The organism is Chryseobacterium sp. Leaf201 (assembly GCF_001421435.1).
GTDB lineage: Bacteria > Bacteroidota > Bacteroidia > Flavobacteriales > Weeksellaceae > Chryseobacterium.
In genome coordinates this window covers 23891-46030 of record NZ_LMKA01000065.1, presented here as the reverse complement: position 1 = coordinate 46030, position 22140 = coordinate 23891, and the positions used below count along the sequence as shown (strand labels likewise).

The 22140-nt window shown below is 38.6% G+C and carries 24 protein-coding genes; 9 read left to right on the top strand and 15 right to left on the bottom strand.

Going from position 1 to position 22140, the window contains the following annotated elements; genetic code table 11:
- Positions 1 to 263 precede the first annotated feature (263 nt).
- Positions 264 to 623 carry a DUF805 domain-containing protein gene (locus ASE55_RS08585; RefSeq protein ID WP_056217931.1) on the top strand — a complete coding sequence of 120 codons (360 nt, stop codon included), beginning with the start codon at positions 264 to 266 and terminating at the stop codon, positions 621 to 623.
- Positions 624 to 656: 33 nt separating this feature from the next.
- On the opposite strand, the gene ASE55_RS08580 is transcribed toward ASE55_RS08585, so the two are convergent.
- Positions 657 to 1190 carry an SRPBCC family protein gene (locus ASE55_RS08580; protein WP_128414531.1) on the bottom strand — a complete coding sequence of 178 codons (534 nt, stop codon included), beginning with the start codon at positions 1188 to 1190 and terminating at the stop codon, positions 657 to 659.
- Between the two features lie 219 nt (positions 1191 to 1409).
- Here ASE55_RS08580 and ASE55_RS08570 point away from each other — a divergent pair, with 219 nt between their 5' ends.
- The 5 genes from ASE55_RS08570 to ASE55_RS08550 all read left to right on the top strand — a co-directional run bounded on the left by ASE55_RS08570 (position 1410) and on the right by ASE55_RS08550 (position 6140).
- Positions 1410 to 3467, top strand: a complete 2058-nt coding sequence (locus tag ASE55_RS08570) for a M3 family metallopeptidase (RefSeq protein ID WP_056217923.1) — start codon at positions 1410 to 1412, stop codon at positions 3465 to 3467.
- Positions 3468 to 3588: 121 nt separating this feature from the next.
- Positions 3589 to 4146, top strand: a complete 558-nt coding sequence (locus ASE55_RS08565) for a hypothetical protein (protein ID WP_056217918.1) — start codon at positions 3589 to 3591, stop codon at positions 4144 to 4146.
- A gap of 189 nt (positions 4147 to 4335) precedes the next feature.
- Positions 4336 to 4887, top strand: coding sequence for a hypothetical protein (locus tag ASE55_RS08560; RefSeq protein ID WP_056217915.1), 552 nt, complete (start codon positions 4336 to 4338; stop codon positions 4885 to 4887).
- 48 nt (positions 4888 to 4935) lie between these two features.
- The gene (locus ASE55_RS08555; RefSeq protein ID WP_056217913.1) at positions 4936 to 5319 is read left to right on the top strand and encodes a tetratricopeptide repeat protein; all 384 of its coding nucleotides are present in this window, start codon (positions 4936 to 4938) and stop codon (positions 5317 to 5319) included.
- Between the two features lie 158 nt (positions 5320 to 5477).
- Positions 5478 to 6140, top strand: coding sequence for a hypothetical protein (locus tag ASE55_RS08550; RefSeq protein ID WP_238585024.1), 663 nt, complete (start codon positions 5478 to 5480; stop codon positions 6138 to 6140).
- 122 nt (positions 6141 to 6262) lie between these two features.
- Here ASE55_RS08550 and ASE55_RS08545 read toward each other — a convergent pair whose 3' ends face one another.
- The 3 genes from ASE55_RS08545 to panD form a co-directional block, all read right to left on the bottom strand.
- Positions 6263 to 6838 carry a TerD family protein gene (locus ASE55_RS08545; RefSeq protein ID WP_056217910.1) on the bottom strand — a complete coding sequence of 192 codons (576 nt, stop codon included), beginning with the start codon at positions 6836 to 6838 and terminating at the stop codon, positions 6263 to 6265.
- A gap of 204 nt (positions 6839 to 7042) precedes the next feature.
- Positions 7043 to 8059, bottom strand: coding sequence for a lysylphosphatidylglycerol synthase transmembrane domain-containing protein (locus ASE55_RS08540; RefSeq protein WP_056217908.1), 1017 nt, complete (start codon positions 8057 to 8059; stop codon positions 7043 to 7045).
- A 4-nt stretch (positions 8060 to 8063) separates the two neighbouring features.
- Positions 8064 to 8414 carry an aspartate 1-decarboxylase gene (gene panD, locus ASE55_RS08535; RefSeq protein WP_056217906.1) on the bottom strand — a complete coding sequence of 117 codons (351 nt, stop codon included), beginning with the start codon at positions 8412 to 8414 and terminating at the stop codon, positions 8064 to 8066.
- A 400-nt stretch (positions 8415 to 8814) separates the two neighbouring features.
- Between panD and ASE55_RS08530 the strand changes: the two genes are divergently transcribed.
- The gene (locus ASE55_RS08530) at positions 8815 to 9132 is read left to right on the top strand and encodes an HU family DNA-binding protein (RefSeq protein WP_056217904.1); all 318 of its coding nucleotides are present in this window, start codon (positions 8815 to 8817) and stop codon (positions 9130 to 9132) included.
- A gap of 117 nt (positions 9133 to 9249) precedes the next feature.
- Here ASE55_RS08530 and pdxH read toward each other — a convergent pair whose 3' ends face one another.
- The gene (gene pdxH, locus ASE55_RS08525; protein ID WP_056217901.1) at positions 9250 to 9894 is read right to left on the bottom strand and encodes a pyridoxamine 5'-phosphate oxidase; all 645 of its coding nucleotides are present in this window, start codon (positions 9892 to 9894) and stop codon (positions 9250 to 9252) included.
- A gap of 24 nt (positions 9895 to 9918) precedes the next feature.
- Between pdxH and ASE55_RS08520 the strand changes: the two genes are divergently transcribed.
- Positions 9919 to 10467, top strand: coding sequence for a YqgE/AlgH family protein (locus ASE55_RS08520; RefSeq protein ID WP_056217899.1), 549 nt, complete (start codon positions 9919 to 9921; stop codon positions 10465 to 10467).
- A 104-nt stretch (positions 10468 to 10571) separates the two neighbouring features.
- A complete protein-coding gene (locus ASE55_RS08515; protein WP_056217937.1) occupies positions 10572 to 11156 on the top strand; it encodes an N-acetylmuramoyl-L-alanine amidase in 585 nt (194 codons plus the stop codon).
- 82 nt (positions 11157 to 11238) lie between these two features.
- On the opposite strand, the gene ASE55_RS08510 is transcribed toward ASE55_RS08515, so the two are convergent.
- The 10 genes from ASE55_RS08510 to ASE55_RS08465 all read right to left on the bottom strand — a co-directional run bounded on the left by ASE55_RS08510 (position 11239) and on the right by ASE55_RS08465 (position 22014).
- Positions 11239 to 12051 carry an aminotransferase class IV gene (locus ASE55_RS08510; RefSeq protein WP_056217896.1) on the bottom strand — a complete coding sequence of 271 codons (813 nt, stop codon included), beginning with the start codon at positions 12049 to 12051 and terminating at the stop codon, positions 11239 to 11241.
- A gap of 77 nt (positions 12052 to 12128) precedes the next feature.
- Entirely contained in the window at positions 12129 to 12515 is a 387-nt protein-coding gene (locus tag ASE55_RS08505; protein WP_056217893.1) for an START-like domain-containing protein, read from the bottom strand.
- 206 nt (positions 12516 to 12721) lie between these two features.
- Positions 12722 to 13288 carry an outer membrane beta-barrel protein gene (locus tag ASE55_RS08500; protein WP_056217889.1) on the bottom strand — a complete coding sequence of 189 codons (567 nt, stop codon included), beginning with the start codon at positions 13286 to 13288 and terminating at the stop codon, positions 12722 to 12724.
- A 67-nt stretch (positions 13289 to 13355) separates the two neighbouring features.
- Positions 13356 to 14426 carry a hypothetical protein gene (locus tag ASE55_RS08495; RefSeq protein ID WP_056217886.1) on the bottom strand — a complete coding sequence of 357 codons (1071 nt, stop codon included), beginning with the start codon at positions 14424 to 14426 and terminating at the stop codon, positions 13356 to 13358.
- Between the two features lie 47 nt (positions 14427 to 14473).
- Positions 14474 to 15649 (bottom strand): aspartate aminotransferase family protein, encoded by a 1176-nt coding sequence (locus ASE55_RS08490; RefSeq protein ID WP_056217883.1) that lies wholly within the window; start codon positions 15647 to 15649, stop codon positions 14474 to 14476.
- A gap of 447 nt (positions 15650 to 16096) precedes the next feature.
- Positions 16097 to 17857 (bottom strand): OstA-like protein, encoded by a 1761-nt coding sequence (locus ASE55_RS08485; RefSeq protein WP_056217881.1) that lies wholly within the window; start codon positions 17855 to 17857, stop codon positions 16097 to 16099.
- Positions 17850 to 18323 carry a Fur family transcriptional regulator gene (locus ASE55_RS08480; RefSeq protein WP_056217878.1) on the bottom strand — a complete coding sequence of 158 codons (474 nt, stop codon included), beginning with the start codon at positions 18321 to 18323 and terminating at the stop codon, positions 17850 to 17852. The genes ASE55_RS08485 and ASE55_RS08480 overlap by 8 nt, the downstream gene beginning before the upstream one ends.
- Before the next feature lie 67 nt (positions 18324 to 18390).
- A complete protein-coding gene (locus ASE55_RS08475) occupies positions 18391 to 20385 on the bottom strand; it encodes a KUP/HAK/KT family potassium transporter (RefSeq protein ID WP_056217876.1) in 1995 nt (664 codons plus the stop codon).
- Positions 20386 to 20508: 123 nt separating this feature from the next.
- Positions 20509 to 21489, bottom strand: coding sequence for a pyruvate dehydrogenase complex E1 component subunit beta (locus tag ASE55_RS08470; RefSeq protein WP_056217872.1), 981 nt, complete (start codon positions 21487 to 21489; stop codon positions 20509 to 20511).
- A gap of 108 nt (positions 21490 to 21597) precedes the next feature.
- Positions 21598 to 22014: a DUF2147 domain-containing protein gene (locus ASE55_RS08465; protein WP_056217870.1), complete on the bottom strand. Its 417-nt coding sequence runs from the start codon at positions 22012 to 22014 to the stop codon at positions 21598 to 21600.
- Between the last annotated feature and the right edge of the window lie 126 nt (positions 22015 to 22140).

Here is a 22140-nt window from a genome sequence, read left to right as displayed (position 1 = left end):
AAAGATAATATTTTTTAAATAATATTTATTTGGCTCAGCATAAAATAATGCTTTGCAATTTTCCCGAAAGACAGGATAAATTTCAGTTCTTAACCGTTTGGGAAAACTTTTAAAGCTGATTGTTCAGCAGATTTAAATGCACATCAAAACCTTCATAATCTCTGTTATCTACAGGAATTATTCGGTGAAATAAATTTTATAGGAGTTTTTAAAATATTAAAATATTTTTTACATTTGCCGCCTATTAAAAACTAAACCCAGCCATGTTTAAAAACCCATTTTCATTTGAAGGAAGAATAAGAAGAACCGAGTATGGATTGTCATACTTAATTTATTTAGCGTTTTACCTGCCTTCTAATTTCTATCTGAGGAACTATGACGACCCTTCCGGAATCCTCATGATCATATTCGTTATTTTACTGATTCCTTTTATATGGTTTAATCTGGCACAGGCGGCAAAAAGATGTCATGACCGCGGAAATTCCGGATGGTTTCAGATCATTCCTTTTTACGGACTCTGGATGCTGTTTGGCGACAGCGATTACGGCCCGAATAGATACGGACCAAATCCGAAAGGAGAAGGAAACTACAGTTCAATCAACGAGATCGGTGAAAAATACTAAACTTAACAAGCCTTGTACCTGTACAGGGCTTTATTATTTCTCAACCAATACTTTCAGGTTGCTGAGGCCTTCTCCGTAAGATTTCCCCATCTGGTAGTCCATCAGCGGCCGCATTATTTTCATCATGGCATCCTGTTCGGTATCCATAGTCCAGGTTACTTTTGTAGCATTTCCCTGCGGAGATAAAATAATTTCAGAAACAGCTTCTCCTTCAAAAGGCTTGATAAAGGTCATTTCTGTTTTCTGACTTTCATTGGCGGTCAGCTCCTTAATTTCATGACAGCCCGCTCCGGCATCATCATTTTTGCTTTCCCAACAGTACTTATCGCCCACCTGCCCGGAATTCCCGGTATACGTGATTTCCATCTCCTTATCCAGCTTCATCCAGGGATTCCATTGGTTAAAAGCCTTCATTGAATTTACCTGCTGCCAGACTTTTTCTTTGGGAGCATTAACAACCACAGATTTTTCATAGTGATAATTATTACTGAAAGCCAGCATGGCTATTATGGCATACGCCATAATCAAAAGGATAAAGACACCAAAGATTTTGAAGATTGTTTTCATAGGTTATATTGTTTTTATGTTAAACTTTCATGACAGGATTTTATTATACTGCCTTGCCTCCAAAATTAATTATTTGAAGCGGAATTTTACTTTTCTTATGACAGGATTTATCATGACACATCATTTTGTCACATCTGCCGGCCGGGGCATTATTTTTGAGCCATTGAGCTGTCGGATCATCCCGATTTATTACATTTACAACAATTAAAAAATTAGAATATGAATATTTTAACGGAAAAATTCAACACACCATATCATGCTGCGCCATTCAACTCGATAAAAAATGAAGATTATCTTCCTGCTTTTAAGGAATTAATTCAAAAATCCGAGGAAGAAATCACTGCAATCATCAGCAATCCGGAAGAACCGACCTTTGAAAATGTTATCGAAGCACTGGCCTATTCAGGAGAACAACTGGACCGGGCATCCAATATTTTTTTCAATCTGAATTCGGCAGAAACCAGTGACGAGCTTCAGCAGATTGCCCAGGAAGTGTCTCCGATTTTAACGGAATATTCATCAAAAATCGCTCAGAACGAAGCTCTTTTTAATAAAATCAAAAAAGTGTATGACCAGAAAGATCAGTATGACCTGAATGAAGAGCAACGGATGCTTTTAAACGAAACCTACAAAGGCTTTGTAAGAAGCGGTGCTTTACTGAATGAAGAAGATAAAGAAAAATTAAAGAAAATCAGTATGGATTTATCTTTAAAATCGCTTCAGTTCGGGCAGAATGTACTGGCTTCAACCAATAATTATTTCAGGCACATTACCAATAAAGAAGACCTGGCAGGAATTCCCGAAGCTATTCTGGAACAGTATGCCGAGGAAGCCAAAGAAAGGAATCTGGAAGGCTGGGTGGTAACTTTACAGTACCCGAGCTACATCCCTTTTATGACTTACGCTGAAAACCGTGAACTGAGAAAGGAACTGACACTGGCCAACGGCAGAAAATCTTTTGACGGCGGTGAGTTCGACAATCAGAACCTCATCAAAGAACTGCTTCAGCTAAAACAGCAGAAAGCCGAATTGTTGGGTTATAAAAACTATGCAGATTATGTTTTAGAAGAAAGAATGGCCAAGTCTCCTGCAAAAGTGATCGATTTTTTAAATGAGTTGCTGACCAAAGCAAAACCTTATGCCGAGAAAGAGGTCGAGGAATTGAAATCTTTGGCAAAAGCCGACGGAATTGATGAAATGCAGGGATATGACCATGCTTTCTATGCCGAAAAACTCCGTAAAGCAAAGTATGACTTGAATGATGAGGAATTAAAACCTTATTTCCCTTTGAACCAGGTTCAGGATGCGGTTTTCGGTTTGGCAAATACATTATTCGGGTTAACTTTTGAGGAAAGAAACGATATTCCGAAATACCATGAAGATGTGAAAGTGTATGAGGTTTTTGAGGCGGGAAGCGAAAAGCCGGAGGATGGAAGTGACTACTCTGAAAAAACCTTCAAGTCTTTACTGTACGTGGATTATTTCCCAAGGAAAGGCAAAAGAGCCGGCGCGTGGATGACGAGCTACAAAAGCCAGTATACAACGGCAGGTGAAAATTCCCGGCCGCATATTTCCATTGTCTGCAATTTCAGCAAGCCGACCAAAGATACACCGAGCTTACTCACCTTCCAGGAGGTAACCACCCTGTTCCATGAATTCGGGCATGCGCTTCACGGTATGCTTGCAGATACGCAGTATCCTACCCTTTCCGGAACTTCCGTGAAATGGGATTTTGTGGAATTGCCTTCCCAGTTCCTGGAAAACTTCTGTTACGAACCGGAATTCCTGAAAACATTCGCCAGACATTATAAAACAGGAGACGTTTTACCGGACGAAAAAATTGAGAAAATTGCCCAGTCCAAAAACTTTATGGAAGGCTACCAGACTTTAAGACAGATCGGTTTCGGATTGCTGGACATGAATTACCATACGAAAGTTGAAGAACTGCAGAATAAGACGGTAAAAGAGTTTGAAGATGATTATACCAAAGAGACCCAATTATATCCTACTAATGCCGAAACGGCCATGAGCCCGAGTTTTTCCCATATTTTCCAGGGCGGATATTCTGCCGGATATTATTCTTACAAATGGGCGGAAGTTCTGGATGCCGATGCGTTTCAGTATTTTAAGGAAAACGGAATTTTCAATCCTGAAATTGCCACAAAATACAAAGTCCTTCTTTCTTCCGGCGGCACTAAAGACCCGATGGAGCTGTATAAAAGTTTCAGGGGAAGCGAACCGAAAGTGGAGAGTCTGCTGAAGAGGGCGTTTGGGTAAATTAATTAGCTTCCGGAAAATCCGGAAGCTTTTTTATACTTGTTTTAAGAATAAGTCTATAATAAATAAGCTTGATGTTACATCTGGGATATCTTTTGTATTAAGAATTATAAATTATGAAATGGTCAAAAGAATTATTTTAATTGTATTGCTGTATGCATTGTTCATTACAGCGTATACTTTGGCTATGCCACAGAACAGTGATGCTTATATTATTGTCATCACCATTTCAGGTTTGATTTTAGGAGTTTTGATTATCCGTGAAATTTACAGGAAATACTTTGCCGCTCTATCGAAAAATCAAAATGTAACATACAGCAGTTCAAATCCTGAAGGTCTGAATAAGATTTCAGGGAGGCCGTTTTTATTCGGTCTTGAAAAAAAGATAATTTCTGAGGATGATTTTTATTTTGACAATCACTTTTTTTATGCTGTCAATAAGAATAACCAGACCGCAAAGTTCAGCCTGAGAGATATTACGGAGCTCAGCAAAACCTCTTATCAGATTAACAACAGCAGGATCTGGCAGGTTAAGATCAATGATGAGGGTGACGAGGTAGTTTTCAGCTTTGCTCATAATTATTCCGTCTGGAACAAGAATTTTCTCTCCTTTTATCATAAAATAAAAGAAGCGAACCCTTCTGTCATCCAATCCAAATGGAGCGTATGGAGTATGTAATTTTATGTTTCAAGCATTAATACTACGATTAAAAAATTTAAAAATTTCACAGATACTTTTTTTACATTTTTAGGTTTTGTATGTATTGCCGGTTTAGTGGTCTTTTGTGTATTTATAGAAAACCCTGTGTCCTATTTTTTATATGCTTTTTGTATAACCGTTGCTGTTAGTTTTAAGAATTTAAGACATTTGAAAACCGGCTTCCGTAATGTAATCAGAGATTTTTCAATAATTTTAAGTGCCGTGTATCTGGTGCTTATTACCGTAATGTCTCTTTCTCCCTTTCTCAGAATTGAGGAATTCAAAATATCCCATTGGAACTGGAAAGCAATTGATGCCAAAGAAATAAAAGCACTTCCTTTCTGGGACAGCGGTTACAAAAGGATGGGAAATTCCTACACTGATGTTTCTTATATCTATCAACCGGACAAAACATTGTACAGGAAAACAGAATCCGAAGCTTTAAAAAGATATTATCCTTTCTGGAATAGGCAGGATCGTGATGTACTTATTAATGAATTTTCAAAAGCGGTTTCAGAGAAAATCGAAAAGAAAGATTTTGTCGTTTTCTACAATACGGAAAATCAGGAGAAAAGCAAACTGTTCCTGTCTACAGATCTATTTTGCTTTCAGGGCTCTTTATTTTACAATTTTATAACAAGCTTGGTCATGATGATCTTAGTTATCTTAGGGTTAGTATCGGCCATCGTCTTATTTTCGAAGAGAACTACATTGAAATAAGCTTATCAAGCCTGAATATAAGTATTTACAATTCCGTAATTTTGCATTATGAATAATATTATCCAGCGATTAGAAAACGTAAAAAAACTCCAGGCAAAAAGATGGGACAATGAAGACCATTGGGATGAAATCAATGATCTTCTGATTAAGGAACTGGATGAAATTTTATTGATCGAGCCTCAGAATACTTCAGCTTTAATCAATATCGGGGCAATTTATTCGGATATGGGAGAAAACGAAACGGCGCTGGAATATTTAGAGAAGGCACTTAACCTGGGCTCTGAAGACAAAAACCTGTTCATTAACCTGTCCATCGTTATGGTTTATATGGAAAAGCACCCGGAAGAATACCATGAATACCTGGAAACGGCTGAAGACAAAACGGAAGACCCGCTGACTTTCAAAGCTTACTTTGACCCTAATTCGCATTAGGTAATTGATTACCATCATTCAATTGACCGTAAAGCATCACAAGCTATAAATAAAATGCAGTTTTGGCAGGATTGATTTAATTTTCTGCACCGATTTAATTAAAAATTACACAGTAAAGTAATTATATCCCTTTATGTTAATTTTTTTGCTAACTTAGTATGGACAATATCAACAACCGAGGCGTTCACAATACTATGGCAGAAAAGCTTTACTTCATAAAAATCAATCCTGTTGCCGCAAAGATCAATCTGTATAACAAGCTCTGCCGTGAAGAGGAGCAGGTACTGGAATTTCTTGAAGAAGATAAAAAGACGAGCCTGGAGCTTATCCGTAAAAAAGTACAGGAAGATGTTGAGGGCCTTTCAGGGGAAGAGCTTCTGGGTATTGTCAGCTGGTTCAACGCAAAGCATGCTTCAGATCCTGAAGAAATGAAAACCCAGCTTTTCGTACACGGAATCGACCTTTTTTATGAAATCACCTCTTCTCCGCACACAGAACATTTCAGGCAGGTACTTTCGGATTATGAAAAACATGCACAGATCAGGATCAGCCATCGTACAGATTCAGAAAACTTTAACCGGTTTTTAGTTTACGGAATCTTTTTCACCGGTTTGGTAAACAGAGAAAAAACAGAGGAAGATTACCTGTTTGACACGCTGAAATCTGAACACGCAAAAATATATTCCCTTGCTGAAAATGAATATTACGGGAAAAATCCGGAACAGGCTGTCTCCGGGGATCTGTATGATTATTTCAAGAATTTATTTGACGGCACCCGGTTCTATAAAGGCTCTGTTATTAAGCTTCACAGTGACAAATAAGCAGATTCTTTTCAGTTCACGTTACATAAGGCATTGAATACTGATAAAATCATCAGCCTGATTAATTTTCACTGATAACGTGAATCTACATCACCGTCATAAAGACATTAGATTGGCCGATTTTATTTGATGATCTGGCCTTTGTAATATTTTTCAAGAAAGAATGCCAGGTCTGCACGGTAACCGATTCCGGACGCCTCAAATTTCCAGCTGCCGTTCTTTTTATATAACCTCCCGAATTCCACGCCTGTCTCAATGGAGAAATCTTCATCCAGCTCATATTTTGCAATTTCCTGATGGCTCATATTGTCGATAATCCGGATGTATGAATTTCTTACCTGCCCGAAATTCTGCTTTCTTCTCTCATAATCTTCAATAGTTACCACGAAAAGGATTTCCGTTACCCTTTCATCTACTTTATCAAGATCCACAATAATGGCTTCATCATCATCGCCATCGCTGTTTTTACCGCTCGGGTCATCACCGGTATGGATAAGCGCTCCGTCCGGAGAATTTAAATTATTATAAAAAACAAAATAGTCTTCACTCACCAGCTTGCGGTCTCCGTCAATCATAATTGCAGAAGCATCAAGGTCAAAATCATAGCCCATTCCTTCATTCGGATCCCAGCCGAGGCCGATGGTCATTTTTGTAAATCCGATTTCTATTCTTTGCCCTTTCTGTAAATTAATTGCCATAATAATGTGGTGTATTGTATTGCTTCCTCTAAGTTAGGGCGGTTTTACAAATTTTCCAACATATTTTATCCGGAATAATGATGTAAATTGTCATGCTGAGATTGAGAGATATTGATGATTGGCACAGAATTGCAGCCATAAAAAATCCGGCCATTGATGACCGGATGTATTGTAACAGATTTAATTAAGAATCTTTGTATTGTTTTACTCTTCTGAAATCCTGCTGTTTCTTGATTTCGCCAGCATAGGGATAGAAATCAGCCCCATGGTAAGCATGATGATGATCTGCAGCGGCAAGGATATGAATGAATAGGTAAGCCCTGTTTCACCACCCAGTTCACCGCTTTTCCCCATAGAAATAAACAGGGCCATAAAGCCGTATTTCATCGCCAGGTTAAAAGCCCCGATTCCGCCGCTGGCAGGCACAATCATTCCCAAAGTCCCGACCACAAGGATAAAAAAGCCGTCATCAAATGTAAAACCTGACGTTTCAGGCAAGGCAAAGCATACCAGATAAGCTGCAAAATAATAGGAAATCCAGATTCCTGCTGTGTACAGAATGAATTTTACTTTCTGCTTTAGTTTGAATATTGAGGTTAAGCCCTGAAGGATTCCATCAATAAAGCTGATAATTTTATCCAGAACCGGTACTTTAGCCAGCTTTTTCTTAAATGAAAAAAATAAAACAGCGCCGGCAATTAAAACCAAAAGAACAATAAGGATTTTATTTGTATTAAAATTGATTCCGGAATTTTTATAAAAAGAATAGATGATATCTCCTTTAAAGATGATGGTCAGTCCCAAAAAGACAATCATACACATTAAATCCACTACCCGCTCCAGAATAATAGTCCCGAAAGATTGGTCAACAGGCACTTTCTCAACGCCGTACAAAGCTGTAGCCCGCGCCACTTCCCCGCTTCTGGGAATGGTAAGGTTCATTAAATATCCGAAAGATATAGACCACAGTGAATTGGAATTGGAAATCTGATGTCCCATCGGCTCCAGCATCAGGTTCCAGCGGATGGCCCTGAACCAGTAGGCCGAGATACCAAAACAGGCAGCGAGCAATACCCACCAGTAATTTGCTTTGGAGATGGATTTTTTAAAAGACGCGTAATCAAAATCCTTCAGCGCCAGCCATAAAAAAAAGCCTGCAAAAGCAAGCGATATTACTATTGTAAGAATTTGTTTTAAAGGGTTATTTTTCTTCTTCTCCATTGGATTATGTAAGAAGATTGGTTCTTTCGTCCGGGAAGACGATTTTAGGCTGAAAGTTCTGCGCTTCTTCAGGGGTCATCTGGGCGTACGCAATTACTATAATAATGTCATCTCTCTGCACTTTTCTGGCAGCCGGCCCGTTCAGGCAGACTTCCCCGGATTTTCTTTTCCCTTTGATCACGTAGGTGTCAAAGCGCTCTCCGTTATTTACATTCACGATATATACCCTTTCTCCCACTACCAGACCGGCAGCATCAATCAGGTCTTCATCTATCGTTATACTTCCAATATAATTAAGGTCAGAAGCTGTAACTCTCACCCTGTGAATCTTAGACTTGAAAACTTCTATTAACATGGTGCAAATTTATTAATAAAAATTTATAAAACAGACTTTTGCCATAAATTTAAAACTCACAGAAACACAGCTGTTTAATTACCTTAAACCCAATATTTAAAGACTTTGATTACTGAATTTATAATATATTGCAATAACTGTTAATAAATAATACAAAATTCAGGATTTAATAAATGTAAGAAATAATTTACATTTATTGCTAAAGTCAATACACATAAGCATTTGGCATGATTTTAGTGACCGGTAACGTAGATTTTTCGCTATTTTTTGAATTATCAAATTTTAACCAATTCGGCTAAAAATCGAAAATATTATTTATTTTTTTTCATAAAAATTGCACATTTACAAAATAGTATTATATTTGCTATAATTACGAACTAACTTTAATATTAAAAAAATTATGAACAAGTCTGAATTAATCGACGCAATCGCTAAAGATGCAGGAATATCTAAAGTTGCAGCCAAAGCTGCTTTGGAATCATTTATTGATAACGTAATGACTACGTTAAAAAAGAAAGACGGAAAAGTATCTTTAGTAGGATTCGGTACGTTCTCAGTAGCGGAGAGAGCTGCGAGACAGGGGATCAATCCTGCCACTAAAAAGCCAATCAATATTGAAGCTAAAACTGTTGCCAAATTTAAGGCAGGTGCAGATCTTTCTGCTGCTGTTGCTTCAGCGAACACTCCTGCAGCTGCTGCCGGAAAAAAGAAAAAATAATCACTCAACAAGGTTATAAAAAGGCTGTTTCATTGAAACAGCCTTTTTTTATGTTATCAGGTACATAAGGATTATATTAACAGCTATACTATAATCAGCTTATTAATCTTTTAATAATCAAGGAGCCAGCCGGGAAATTTTCCAGTCGAGATCATTTTCCAGCTGATAGACAATCCTGTCATGAAGCCGGTTTGGCCTTCCCTGCCAGAATTCAATTTCATAAGGTTTTGCAATATATCCGCCCCAGTCTGCAGGCCTTGGAACCTCGGTATTCTCGTACTGCTCTTCCATCTGTTTAAGCTTTTTCTCCAAAAACTCCCTGTCGGGAATCTCCTGACTCTGTGGGGAAACTGCTGCACCCAGCTGGCTGCCTTTCGGCCTGGAATGGAAATAGCCGTCACTCAGGTTTTCAGCAATCCGTTCGAGATTGGCCTTGATAATAATCTGCCGCTCTAAATTCGGCCAGAAAAAATGAAGGCACGCTCTGTGTGTTTTTTCTATTGATCTTCCTTTTTTGCTTGTATAATTGGTGTAAAAGATAAAGCCTTCATAGGTATAGGCCTTCAGCAGAACCATCCTTGTACGCGGGCAGCCGTCTTCCTCCACGGTAGAAACCGACATGGCATTTGCTTCATAAATATCAGGATTCTCACCGGCCTCCATAAACCAGTCCCGGAACTGCTCGATCGGATTTTGTTTTATCTCACTTTCAATAAGTTGGGATTTATCATACACTTTTCTTTTATCGTGCAGGTTTTCCATAAATATTTTTTATTAAATTTGAGTATGAATTACTCATACAAAGGTAAAATATTAATTTCCACACCTGACATTTCCGGTGATATTTTTTCCAGATCGGTTGTATTGGTTGTTGAGCATAATGAACAGGGCGCATTTGGTTTGATCTTAAATAAAAAAAACAGCCAGATGAGTAGCAAGTTCAAAGATTTTTTCGATTTCAAAATCGAAGTATATGATGGCGGGCCTGTAGAAAATGACAAGGTTTTCTTTATTGTTAAAGGAAAAAAAGTCACCGAGGCATTTACTGAAATCAATAAGGAATTCTATCTCACGGAAGATATAGAAAATATCATCAGTGCCGTGCTGAGCGGTGAACTGAATATTATTGATGTAAAAATATTCTCAGGATATTCCGGCTGGTCTCCACTGCAGCTTGATGATGAGATCCTGAAAAAAGTATGGACTGTTGTGGATGTTTATAATCTGGATTATACTCTGCCTAATGACCAGACCTTATGGAAATCAATTATGCAGAACCTGGGCGGTGAATATTTACTCTGGGCCAATTCACCTGAAGATATTTCCCTAAACTAAATCCACATCTGATTAAGCATTAAACTTTTAACAAGCTTTAAGATCTCGTTAACTTAATTTAAGTCGGCAATTACCGTTATTTGTTGTACTAAAAAATGAACAACATGAAAACAGTAAAACTTTTTGCTCTGGGCCTTTTTTCTGCTGCCTTTTTATCTTTTACCCCGGTCAGTAAAAAACTTATTATTATTGATGCCGGACATGGCGGAAACGATATCGGAGTGAAACGGGAAGGATTATCTGAAAAGGAAATTACCTTACAGGTTGCAAGGGAAATCCAAAAGTACAATGAAAACCAGGATGCTTTTGAGATCGTTCTGACCAGGGATTCCGACAAAGATTTAAGCTTAGCTGAAAGAATTACCAAAATCAATAAACTACATCCGGAAATGGTTGTTTCATTACATATCAACAGCAGCCCTAAACCGGAAACTTCAGATAACGGCCCTGAAATTTATACCCAGAACTCAGAGGAATCCAAAAAGCTGGCCGAAAGAATTTCTGAGAAGTTTCATGTCCGCAGCGTCCAGGAAAAAAACCTTCACATTTTAAGAGAATCCAAAGCTCCTGCGGTCCTTATGGAACTCGGCTTTATGAATAACACCGGCGACAGGGAATATGTAACCAGTGAAAAAGGCCGGAAAGAAATCGCACAGAAATTTACAGAGGTTTTCAACACGTACAAATAAGCGGTTGATACAAACAATTTCTGATGTATTCAGGATAAAAACCCGGTAAGGACTTATAAGTTATTTACCGGGTTTGTCAATTTTACGAAAAACTGTTTTTCCAGCTCTCTGTCAGTTCTGTGAAACGGGTGTTCCCAAACGTTTTATTTCTGATTTTACCTACAGAGAAAATTCCTTTTTCATCGGAAACCAGCATGATTTCCTCCGCTTTCTGGGATTCAAAGGCTATAATTTCATGTTCCTGTATGTCGGCAAGGTTATTTTTGTGCAGGAATGTTACGAAATTCTCCAGCAGCGGCGAAATATAGGCCCCTTCAGACTGTTTCGGAACCTTAATGGTACTTCCTTCCAGAAACAGTAAGTTACCGGATGTAGCGCGGGCAATCCGTTTATTGGGGTTTAGAAGGATCACATCATCCAGGTCATTTTCCTGTGCATAAATTCCGCCATAAATATTTTCAGGGCTGTGCACACTGATGTTGCTTAAAAGATTGTTGTTAACATTGATTTCCTTAATCAGATCCATTTCCAGGGGTCGCGGATGGATGGCCAGAATATCTTCCATTTCTGTCACTTCATAGAAATAGGAAACAGAAGATTTTGACAACGTAATCCCGTCGGTATTCCGGAAAACCTGAAAATTGATAATTCCGTCGGTAATTCCTTTTTTATCGATTATTTCCTGTGTGAAAAGCGACTGAAAAAATTCCAGTGTATAGGATAAAGGAATATTCAATCTCATCTTTCTCATGGAGGCCATCAGGAAGAAATAACATTCTTCGTCCATGATCAATCCTGAATTTCTGATAAAAAAGGAAACCTTTACGGCATCGCCCAGGAGGAAAGCCCGGTTCCTTACATGTATTTCGTCTGATGTGAAATATTGATTTTCCAATGTTAACCTGATTTATTTATAAAAAAATAATGAACGATAAATCGTTCATCAGTTTTATCATTCAGTGCAGCTTACGTTTAAGCGGCACCTAATTTTATTCTAAGATTCTCAATAAGATTTTCCCAATACAGGGCATTTTCCTCTTCATCCCCTTCTTCACAGAAATCTGTAATGTTCAGTGCCAGATCTTCTGTAATATCATCGATTATGATGGTCATTTCAAAAAAATTCTTGGTCCCTTCATCCTCTTCCCATCTGAAACGCACGAAACCTTCTGGCTTATACCTAATCAAAGTCGCTTTCTCGGCAGGACCGCCGCCCCAGCTGAAAAAGAAATCATCTCCTTTCTCTGTTACATCATCCGCAAACCATTCAGACAATCCTTCCGCAGTAGCCAGATATTCATATAAAATCTCTGATAAACAGTGCATTGGAAATTCGTAATGGACTTTATGTTTCGCCATATAATCGTTGTTTTATCGTCCCGCAATATATAAATTAATTTTTTTATTACACAAAATTGTATTTATTTTTTTGGATAATCTTTATGATATTTATCAGAGATTCTTAAATACGTATTCAGGGAGAATTTATCGGAAAAAACAGGATACCGCAAACAAAAAACTCTTCAGAATGAAGAGTTGTAATCTTATACAAAATGCATAAATCGTTAAAAATGGAAATTAAGCTCTATAAAGCCTATTCTTCCGAAACCGGTTTCGCTCCATCTTGATTTATTGTCTTTCACGAAGGTAGAACGGTCTATGACATATACAGATTTGTAATACAGCATCGGTTCTGTAGAAATAGAAAAATGCGGAGAAATAAAATACTGGACTCCTAAAAATATGCCCAAGCCGTTATCATACTGAGGCTTATTGATATTCTTATAATTTGAATAACGGAAGAAATAATCTGCTCCGTAATAAAAGTTCCATCTCCTGTATCGTTTCAGGTTTCTGTCCATCCCCAGTTTAAAGGCAACCTGTGTATATCCTCCCTCACTGTCATCGTTCTTAAAATCAAACCCCGTCCTGTAAGACCATTTATTTTTCCCGCTGTACCTGTAATTGATAATCATTGCATTATCATCAGAAGCAAATACAGACTTAATGAATTTATTGACACTAATCCCCACCTGATGCCGGGGGATGGCAAACATACTGTCGTTTTCTGTCTGTGCAAAAGATGCAGCAGAAAAGAAAAGAATAAAGAATAAGGTAATACTATGTTTCATAATAAAAAACATCTCAAAGATGCAATTGAACCTTTGAGATGAATATTTTTTTGAGTTAATCTGTTAATTAGTCTAAATAATCAGCAAAGATACTTTTAATCTTCTGCTCAAAATCTCCTACATAAACATCTGCATTCTCCATGGAACCGTCAAAATAAACGATAAAGAATTCTCCGCTGCCGTTTACTGTTTTATACACTACATCACCAATTTTCTGTCCCAGATAGAATACTTCCGCCTTGGAGTTGTTATTGATCTGCGCATCGGTAGGATCTGCGATAGGCGCAAGTGCTTCCACATTCATGGTGGCTACAATCTTAAGATCCCCTTCTCTTACCGTTCCTGAAATGGTTTTGAAATCATCTTTGGAAGAGATATTCGCATAATCTGCGTGCTTAAGCGTTACATTGGCAATAATCTCGCTTATTGAACCCTGAGGTACTGAATTATCATATTTAAACTGGAAATCTTTGGATGAACTTCTTGTCCATACAATATTCTGCGTTAAAGGTGCTGCAAAAATCTGGATATTGGCACTGATCGGCATACTGAAGTTAGTACTGTTATCAAAAGTAACATTGGAAAGACCCATACTGAAAACGGTATTCCCGGATCTCTTCAATACAACATTGAATGTCTTAGGCAACCAAACTGTTTCAGAATTGTAGCTGGTCTGAACATCCGTATAGGAAGAAATTGTCAGTTCACTGTCTACCACTGAAGAGTTGGCTACAGAAGGAAACTTTAACACAACTGCTGAAGCGTTGGCCGTCTTCGTCCAGGTTCCGTTGGAATTGTTATAGGTATACGTCCCTAATTTGTTCGCGAACTGTAACTTATTATCGATCAATGCGTCACCGAACTGGTTTTCCCAGCCTTCCACTACATTATTCAGGTGGCTGTCATCAAATTCCTGCGCCGTATTATTGAACATTGAGTATAAAATGAATTCCGAAAGCGCTCCGTCATCCATTTTATTCAATTTATTATAAAAACCGTCGATAGCTTTTTTAATATTGGATTTATCCTCAGAAACAGTAGTGGTATGTAAAGAAGAATCATCAATAGAAGTACTGCAGGATTGTGTGGCAAAAAGGGTCGCAATACCTAATCCCGCAACGAAAATAGTTTTTTTCATGAGTTATTATTTTTTAACTGTGCGAAAATAGATATTTTTTTTGTTTCCTACAAATCATTAAGTACCTCAAGAATAATCTTACAGCCTTCTGTAATCTCCTCTTTTGAAATGGTAAGCGGAGGGGAAATTCTCATGTATTCATTTCGGTACAGCTGCCAGAAAACAATCAGTCCTTTTTCCATACATCTTTTTGCCACCTCTAAAGTATACGCCGGTGTGCCGAGATTTACAGCCAGCATCAGGCCTTTGCCATTGATATTTTTTATTTTGGAATGAACCAGCAGTTCACGGTATAATTTTTCTTTTTCATCCACTTCATCCATCAGTCCGCTTTCCAGAACTTCTTTTAGTGTAGCATAACTTGAAGCTGCGATTAACGGATTGCCTCCAAAGGTGGTAATATGGCCCAGCTTAGGGGAATGTGCCAGGGTTTCCATTATTTTTTTTGAGCTCATAAAAGCACCTACAGGAACGCCGCCGCCCATTCCTTTGCCCATTACCAGGATATCGGGAACGATTCCGAAGTGCTCAAAGGAGAAAAGTTTCCCGGTTCTCCCGAATCCGGGCTGGATTTCATCTAAGATTAACAAAGCCCCTACTTCTTCGCATCTCTTTTTCAATCTGATCAAATAATCATCAGCAGGCACTAAAAACCCTGCTGCGCCCTGGATAGTCTCCAGAATAACACATGCCGTCCTTTCCGTAATCTTATCAAAATCCTTTTCATTATTGAACTCAATGAAAGATACCATCGGCAGCAGCGGCCGGAATTCTCTTTTGTGGTTTTCATTTCCTGAAACACTTAATGCCCCGTGCGTATTTCCGTGGTAAGAATTTTTAAAAGAAACGATCTCTTCTCTTCCGGTATATCTTTTGGCCAGCTTCAGGCTTCCGTCAATGGCTTCCGCTCCGCTGTTTACCAGATAAGTAATTTCCAAAGGATCAGGAGTAGCTTCAGCCAGCAGCTTACATAAGGCAACCGGCTTTTCCTGGGCATATTCTCCGTACACCATTACATGGAGGTATTTTTCTGCCTGTTCCTTGATCGCACTGACGATTTTAGGGTGGGAATGGCCTAATGTATTGGCTGAAACACCTGCCACAAAATCGAGATATTTCCTGCCGTCAGTCCCATAGATATAACTTCCTTCTGCTCTTTCCACCTCGAAGCCTGCTGCAAACTGTGTAGTCTGTGCCTGATATATAAAAAAGTCCTTTTGCATTTCCTGTTTTCTTTGAAAATTTCAGCAAAACTAAAAAACATTCGCCAAACGCCGAAATTAAACCGATAGAATAAAAAAATCGCTTACAGTAAATCTGTAAGCGACACCACCAAATCACAAAATATTAATATAATTTCAATTGTATTACGATGTAAATATATATAAAAAATCGAATTAAAATACACATTCATTAAAAATTATCAGCTTATCATAGGGATAACACAAGCCAATTCAACAACTGTTGAATATTTACCTGTTTAAAAGCGCAATTGTGATAAGGCTTGTACATTCACCCTATTTTGAATAAATATTTGAAAAAAATATTTTTATTTTAAAAAAATCTCCGGAACAGCAGTCATAAAGCCGGTTTTATAAAAATAAATCACCATTTCCCTTATGGAAAATGGTGAGTGCTGTGCTTCTTTAAGCTTTTATTTTAAAAGAAAATTACCTCCTTACCCTTTTGGGTTTCTTGGCTTCTTCTTTTGCTTTTTCCTTTTCTACAATTTCCTTGGCCTGATCATACAGCGAAGTATCGGATTCATATTTTATTTCCGGATAATTCGGGGTATCAACCAGGATATCCTGCCATTTCAGGATTCTGTCTTTGGTATTCCAGTTGAAATCCGGGAATTTCCGCCTTTCAGGTTCTATTTTGCTCATCGGGTACGTATCTGAAGTGGCACCGATATTGCAGGCGACAATATAAATTGCTTTTTCTTCAAAAAGTGCATCAATAATCCCGCAGGACGTCAGCGAAATCCCGATCCTTTCTTTCTTTTTGGTCTGTGTATTTACATCGTCAGAATAGGTAATCGCCTGGGCATTTCCAATGACCTTTGCTTCTCTAATATTGTTGTCTTCGCCATAATAAATGGTCATCAGTTTTCCTTTTACCTGATTGAATTCATCTTTCATATCAAGGGAATCCACTTTGCTGATGGCAAAAGCATTTCCTATGACCTTCAGAGAATCGATACTTTCTGTCTGGGTATTGAAATAGGCTTCCACTTTGTCACCGGTCACCTGCTTCCCGCTGCTCCAGAGAACAGGGTCTGTGTACATATGGAGGACACCGTCTGTTTCATTGAAAGCAATGGAATCTGCCCTTCCCTGGGCATTGGATTTATAAAACCTTCCTTTTCTGAAAGCTCGGAGAAAACTTTTCTTCACGGTAATATCTGCCGGATCTGTTTTCTGGAAAGAAATAATTTTGTCTGCTGCAAAATACATCGAATCTTTTTCCAAAGCTTTTACCGCATACGGATTTTTGGTCATCATCGCCGAGTCTTTCTTCTCAAAGATCTCCCCGTATCCACCTTTTATCCATCTGTTTTCTTTAGGATCATCCAGTGTTACATTGCCTGTGGCTTTCCCGAAGCCGGACAGCTGATTGTAGTACATTTCATCACCGGTAAGGATTTTATCACTGTAATGCACTCTTGAATTCTTATAAAGAAAAGCTTCTTTGGAATTCATATTATAATTCCCTTTTTCGGTAAAGATATAATTCTTCGGATTTTTCCTGTTGGTAATTGTAGTCGGTCCGTTGATATCGACAATATTGGTATTCTGGTTCTGGATCACGTTCCTGCCTTCCAGCGTATAGTCTTTGTCTTCAATTTTTACATTTCCGGTAAGGTCTATGGTCCGCGTGGTCAGGAAATAGGTAGCTGCCTTTGCATAGGTGGTACTTTTCCCGTCATTAATGGTTCCTCCGGTATTGTAATACGCCTGATTGGAAACCCTGTCATAATACATGGTTTCAGTTTTAATCACGGTTCCCTTCGGGTCGGTAAGCACCACATTTTTTCTGGCAATCCCACGCTGTGTATTACCATCATATTCCATTTCCTGTGCTGTGATAACGGAACCGTCTGAATTCTGGAGCTTTACATTCCCGATCGCTTTCACGAAGTTCTGGCCTTCATAAACAATCACGAGATCAGCATTCAATAATGAACCCTGATGCTCAAACTGCACATTCCCTGAAAAGTAGTTGTTCCCGTCATACTTTTCGTCTTTCCGAAGCTCATCAGAATGGATATGCTTTACTTTTTCTGCAGGCGGAGCATTCTTTTTAGGAACTGCCAAAGGCGTAAAATACGGGTCTTTCTGCATAGGTTTTTTGTTGTCCTGTGCAAAAGCAAACGTAGAAATAAAGACCAATAAAACAAAAACCAGTCTTATGGATGATCGGTTAGTCATTCTTTGTGCCATAGAAATACAGCGAATGGGAATCAATTTTTACACCGAATGCTTCTTCAATAGCTTCTTTAATTCCCTGGATCCTCGGATCACAAAATTCAATGATCTCTTCTATTTCTTTATCCGAATCTTTCTTGTAAATCACCAGGTGGTCATGCTGTTTATCAAAATAAGATTTCTCATAAGATGAGGAAGTAAGGGTTTTTTCACCAAACTGATGCTTACGGATCAGCCCTGCATCAAGGAAAATCTCAATGGTGTTGTAAATGGTAGCCTTTGAAACATGGTATTTTTTCTGCAGCATCAGCAGATACAGATCATCAACGTTAAAATGGTGATCCATACTGTAAATCTCTTCCAGTATCGTATATCGTTCGGGCGTGTTCCGGAAACCTTTTTCTAATAAATAGTTTCTTAAAACGTCCTTTATCAGTGTTATATTCTTTTCTTTTTGTATCGTATCCATCAAAAAAATTATCTACAAATTTATTGATTTTTATTTAAATATGTAGTGTGCGATAGTGTTAAAGAATTTAACTGTTATGACGGATGTATTCACACTGCTGGATTTTAGATTTCCCTACACAATCCTCCGTCATAGGCGCAGATTCCACCACTACATTATGTGAAGTGATCCCCCAGGCCTTGAAGTCATCACTCCCTACATATTTAACAAAATTATAGATATTAAGGATAATTTTCTCTTTTACGGTAAGAAGTATATCGTTAATATAGGTATTATCTATGATAACGTACTTCAGGTCAGGCGGAATATTATGGGCTCTTAAAGAAGGGTGGCTGCTTCGTGAAGGAATGGTTCCGTCTGCCATTAAATCCCTTAATACCATATCAAAATAGTCATTGATCCTTCTGTCCATTTTGAATCCAAGCATGAAATTAATCTTGTAAATGGTACCCGGAAGTACCTCATCCACCGAATATTTAAAAGTGTACGGATCTTCCTGATTGGTAATGCTCAGAATAAAATAATGGTCTGCCCTTTTCGGCTGTTTCTTAATAATGGAATAGATAATTTTTGATTCTATCTCATCATTTCTTTTTGCCCTGCTCAGATAAGCCAGGTTGGTTGCGTATTTAGGAATGGTTTCATCAAGCTTCATATCCTTTATAATCGGGATATAATTCTCCAGTTTAATGAATTTAATGAATTTTGTTTTAATGGACCTTCCGTTGTACCAGGCATACATACACACCCCGATGAAACCGGCTAAGATAACCGTGATCCAGCCTCCTTCAAAGAATTTGATAATGTTGGCACTGAAGAATCCGAGTTCAATTGCCATATATACCAATGCAAAGCAGAGAATCAACAATTTATTAACCCTGCGTTTTAACAGCCAGAAGACCAGGAGAACAGTGGTCATCAGCATCGTTACCGTTATGGAAAGACCATAAGCAGCTTCCATTTTGCCTGATTCCCTGAAATGGAGAACCACTATGATGCAGAACAGCAAAAGCCCCCAGTTGATTCTCGGGATATACATCTGCCCTTTTACGCCTGACGGATAATCAATTTTCTGATTCGGCCACAGGTTAAGCGACATGGCTTCAGAGAAAATGGTAAATGAACCGGTAATCAAAGCCTGACTGGCAATGACGGCTGCTGCGGTTGCCAGAATAACGCCCGGAATAACCATCCACTCTTCCATGATCCCGAAGAAAGGATTAACCACAGAAAAACCGGGTTTGTTGTAATTCGTCAACAGCCAGGCCCCCTGCCCGAGGTAATTCAAAATCAGCATGATCTTGACAAACGCCCAGCTCAGCCTGATATTTTTTGCCCCGCAGTGTCCCAGGTCTGAATACAGTGCTTCCGCCCCTGTTGTACAAAGGAATACAGCACCCAGAATAACAATAGCGCTTGGTGAATCAGCAATCAGCTTATAGCCGTAATAAGGATTGAAAGACCTTAAAATCTCAAAATTCTCGCTCAGATGCGATAAGCCCAACCCGCCTAAAACCAGAAACCAGATCACCATTACCGGGCCGAAAAACTTCCCGATAAAACTGGTGCCGAACTGCTGGATTACGAAAATTACGATCAGGATTGCAATGGTAATGGGTACCACCGGCGTGTGGGGATTGTATATTTCCAGACCTTCAATAGCTGACATCACCGTAAGCGAAGGGGTAATCACACCATCCGCAACCAGGGCTGCCGCTCCTACGATAGCGATAAGATACAGCCATCCTTTTTTAAGGTTCTTGACTAAAGAAAACAGTGCTAAAATACCACCTTCCCCTTTGTTATCCGCCCTAAGGGCAATGATAACGTATTTGATGGTAGTCTGGAGCGTGAGTGTCCAGATAATACAGGACAGCGCCCCCTCTATATATTCGTTGAAAGGCATCGTGCTTCCGCTTTCTCTGGCGTTGACGATTGCTTTCATTACATAAAGCGGTGAAGTACCAATATCTCCGAAAACAATCCCAAGAGAAACTAAAATTCCAATGAAAGAAAGCTTCTTAATGTCAAAATGATGACCGCTTTCTATACCTTCTGCCATATAGCTAATTTTATTTTTGAAAGCGCAAATTTAAATCAAATTTACATCCCCCTGAACTTTTATTCATGAATATAATAAATGAAAAAACTTCCTTTCGGAAGTTTTTCTCTATAATCATTGTAATTACTTGACGTACATTGCTTTTTTGATCTCCTCTTTTACTTTTTCAAGTTTCGGGAACCATTCTGCAAACAAGGCTGCAGAGTAAGGTGCAGGTGCATCAGGAGTGGTAATTCTCTTGATCGGGGCATCCAGATAATCGAATGCTTTCTGCTGTACCATATAAGTGATTTCCGAAGATACTGAACCAAACGGCCATGCTTCTTCCAGAATAACCAGTCTGTTTGTTTTCTTTACTGATGCCAATACGGTATCAAAATCTAAAGGACGAACGGTTCTAAGATCGATCACCTCAACAGAGATCCCTTCTTTCTCCATATCTTCAGCTGCCTGAATCGCCAGTTTCATGATTTTCCCGAAAGAAACCAAAGTAACATCGGTTCCTTCTTTCTTGATATCCGCCTTTCCGATCGGTAAGTAATATTCTTCTTCAGGAATTTCCATTTTATCACCGTACATCTGCTCAGACTCCATAAAAATAACCGGGTCATTATCCTGAATGGCTGTTTTCAGCAATCCTTTTGCATCATACGGGTTAGACGGAACCACTACTTTAAGGCCAGGAACATTGGCAAACCAGTTTTCGAAAGCCTGGGAGTGTGTTGCCCCCAATTGGCCTGCCGAAGCAGTAGGACCACGGAAAACGATAGGACAGTTCCACTGCCCGCCGCTCATCTGACGGATCTTAGCCGCGTTATTGATAATCTGATCAATCCCCACCAGAGAGAAGTTGAATGTCATATACTCTACAATAGGCCTGTTACCGTTCATCGCAGCACCTACGGCAATCCCTGTAAAACCAAGTTCAGCGATGGGTGTATCGATTATTCTTTTAGGGCCAAACTCATCCAGCATTCCTTTTGAAGCCTTATATGCACCATTGTATTCTGCTACTTCCTCCCCCATTAAAAAAATGGATTCGTCTTTACGCATTTCCTCGCTCATTGCCTGTGCAATTACCTCACGAAAAGTATATTCTGCCATATTTATTTGAAAAATTTAGAGTACAAAAATAGTGTTTTTTTATGATGTACATATAAAAACGGCATCTCATTTAATGAAATGCCGCTGATTAATTTTATTTAACGTTAATTAATTAACTTTCTGCCACGTTTGTGATCTTCCAAACATAGAAACGCCTACATATCCTCTTACATTCAGTTTATCACCGCTTTTTGTAATGGTACATTTATATGTTTTACCGGATTTAGGATCAGTAATGGTTCCTCCCGTAAACTCATCCCCTTCTTTTTTAAGCCCTCTGATGATTTCCAGACCTAAGATCGGCTTTCCTTTTCTGTCATCCTTACATTCCGTACAGGTAGCACTTGCAGGCTTTATAAGCAGCTGGGAAATCTTGCCGTAGTACTTGTCTCCCTTCTTATAGATTTCAACGATAGATTTAGCCTGTTTGGTTTCATCATCTATGGTCTTCCATTTCCCTTCAATCTGAGCAAATGACATTACCCCGAATAAAGACAGGACGAATGTTAATAATAATTTTTTCATATTTTTTACCGTTTTAATTTCAATAATAAATTTCTGTTGTCAATTTACCGCTAAAAATATAAATTAAATTTAAATAAACAAAAAAATTTATTATCCGAAGCATAGATGAGGAAACATGCAGTATAT

What these genes read in the sequence shown, in the direction of transcription:
- ASE55_RS08585 (WP_056217931.1), top strand. Translation starts at nt 264, where the DNA reads ATGTTTAAAAACCCATTTTCATTTGAAGGAAGAATAAGAAGAACCGAG.
- ASE55_RS08580 (WP_128414531.1), bottom strand. Translation starts at nt 1,190, where the DNA reads ATGAAAACAATCTTCAAAATCTTTGGTGTCTTTATCCTTTTGATTATG.
- ASE55_RS08570 (WP_056217923.1), top strand. Translation starts at nt 1,410, where the DNA reads ATGAATATTTTAACGGAAAAATTCAACACACCATATCATGCTGCGCCA.
- ASE55_RS08565 (WP_056217918.1), top strand. Translation starts at nt 3,589, where the DNA reads ATGGTCAAAAGAATTATTTTAATTGTATTGCTGTATGCATTGTTCATT.
- ASE55_RS08555 (WP_056217913.1), top strand. Translation starts at nt 4,936, where the DNA reads ATGAATAATATTATCCAGCGATTAGAAAACGTAAAAAAACTCCAGGCA.
- ASE55_RS08550 (WP_238585024.1), top strand. Translation starts at nt 5,478, where the DNA reads ATGGACAATATCAACAACCGAGGCGTTCACAATACTATGGCAGAAAAG.
- ASE55_RS08545 (WP_056217910.1), bottom strand. Translation starts at nt 6,838, where the DNA reads ATGGCAATTAATTTACAGAAAGGGCAAAGAATAGAAATCGGATTTACA.
- ASE55_RS08540 (WP_056217908.1), bottom strand. Translation starts at nt 8,059, where the DNA reads ATGGAGAAGAAGAAAAATAACCCTTTAAAACAAATTCTTACAATAGTA.
- panD (WP_056217906.1), bottom strand. Translation starts at nt 8,414, where the DNA reads ATGTTAATAGAAGTTTTCAAGTCTAAGATTCACAGGGTGAGAGTTACA.
- ASE55_RS08530 (WP_056217904.1), top strand. Translation starts at nt 8,815, where the DNA reads ATGAACAAGTCTGAATTAATCGACGCAATCGCTAAAGATGCAGGAATA.
- pdxH (WP_056217901.1), bottom strand. Translation starts at nt 9,894, where the DNA reads ATGGAAAACCTGCACGATAAAAGAAAAGTGTATGATAAATCCCAACTT.
- ASE55_RS08520 (WP_056217899.1), top strand. Translation starts at nt 9,919, where the DNA reads ATGAATTACTCATACAAAGGTAAAATATTAATTTCCACACCTGACATT.
- ASE55_RS08515 (WP_056217937.1), top strand. Translation starts at nt 10,572, where the DNA reads ATGAAAACAGTAAAACTTTTTGCTCTGGGCCTTTTTTCTGCTGCCTTT.
- ASE55_RS08505 (WP_056217893.1), bottom strand. Translation starts at nt 12,515, where the DNA reads ATGGCGAAACATAAAGTCCATTACGAATTTCCAATGCACTGTTTATCA.
- ASE55_RS08500 (WP_056217889.1), bottom strand. Translation starts at nt 13,288, where the DNA reads ATGAAACATAGTATTACCTTATTCTTTATTCTTTTCTTTTCTGCTGCA.
- ASE55_RS08495 (WP_056217886.1), bottom strand. Translation starts at nt 14,426, where the DNA reads ATGAAAAAAACTATTTTCGTTGCGGGATTAGGTATTGCGACCCTTTTT.
- ASE55_RS08490 (WP_056217883.1), bottom strand. Translation starts at nt 15,649, where the DNA reads ATGCAAAAGGACTTTTTTATATATCAGGCACAGACTACACAGTTTGCA.
- ASE55_RS08485 (WP_056217881.1), bottom strand. Translation starts at nt 17,857, where the DNA reads ATGACTAACCGATCATCCATAAGACTGGTTTTTGTTTTATTGGTCTTT.
- ASE55_RS08480 (WP_056217878.1), bottom strand. Translation starts at nt 18,323, where the DNA reads ATGGATACGATACAAAAAGAAAAGAATATAACACTGATAAAGGACGTT.
- ASE55_RS08475 (WP_056217876.1), bottom strand. Translation starts at nt 20,385, where the DNA reads ATGGCAGAAGGTATAGAAAGCGGTCATCATTTTGACATTAAGAAGCTT.
- ASE55_RS08470 (WP_056217872.1), bottom strand. Translation starts at nt 21,489, where the DNA reads ATGGCAGAATATACTTTTCGTGAGGTAATTGCACAGGCAATGAGCGAG.
- ASE55_RS08465 (WP_056217870.1), bottom strand. Translation starts at nt 22,014, where the DNA reads ATGAAAAAATTATTATTAACATTCGTCCTGTCTTTATTCGGGGTAATG.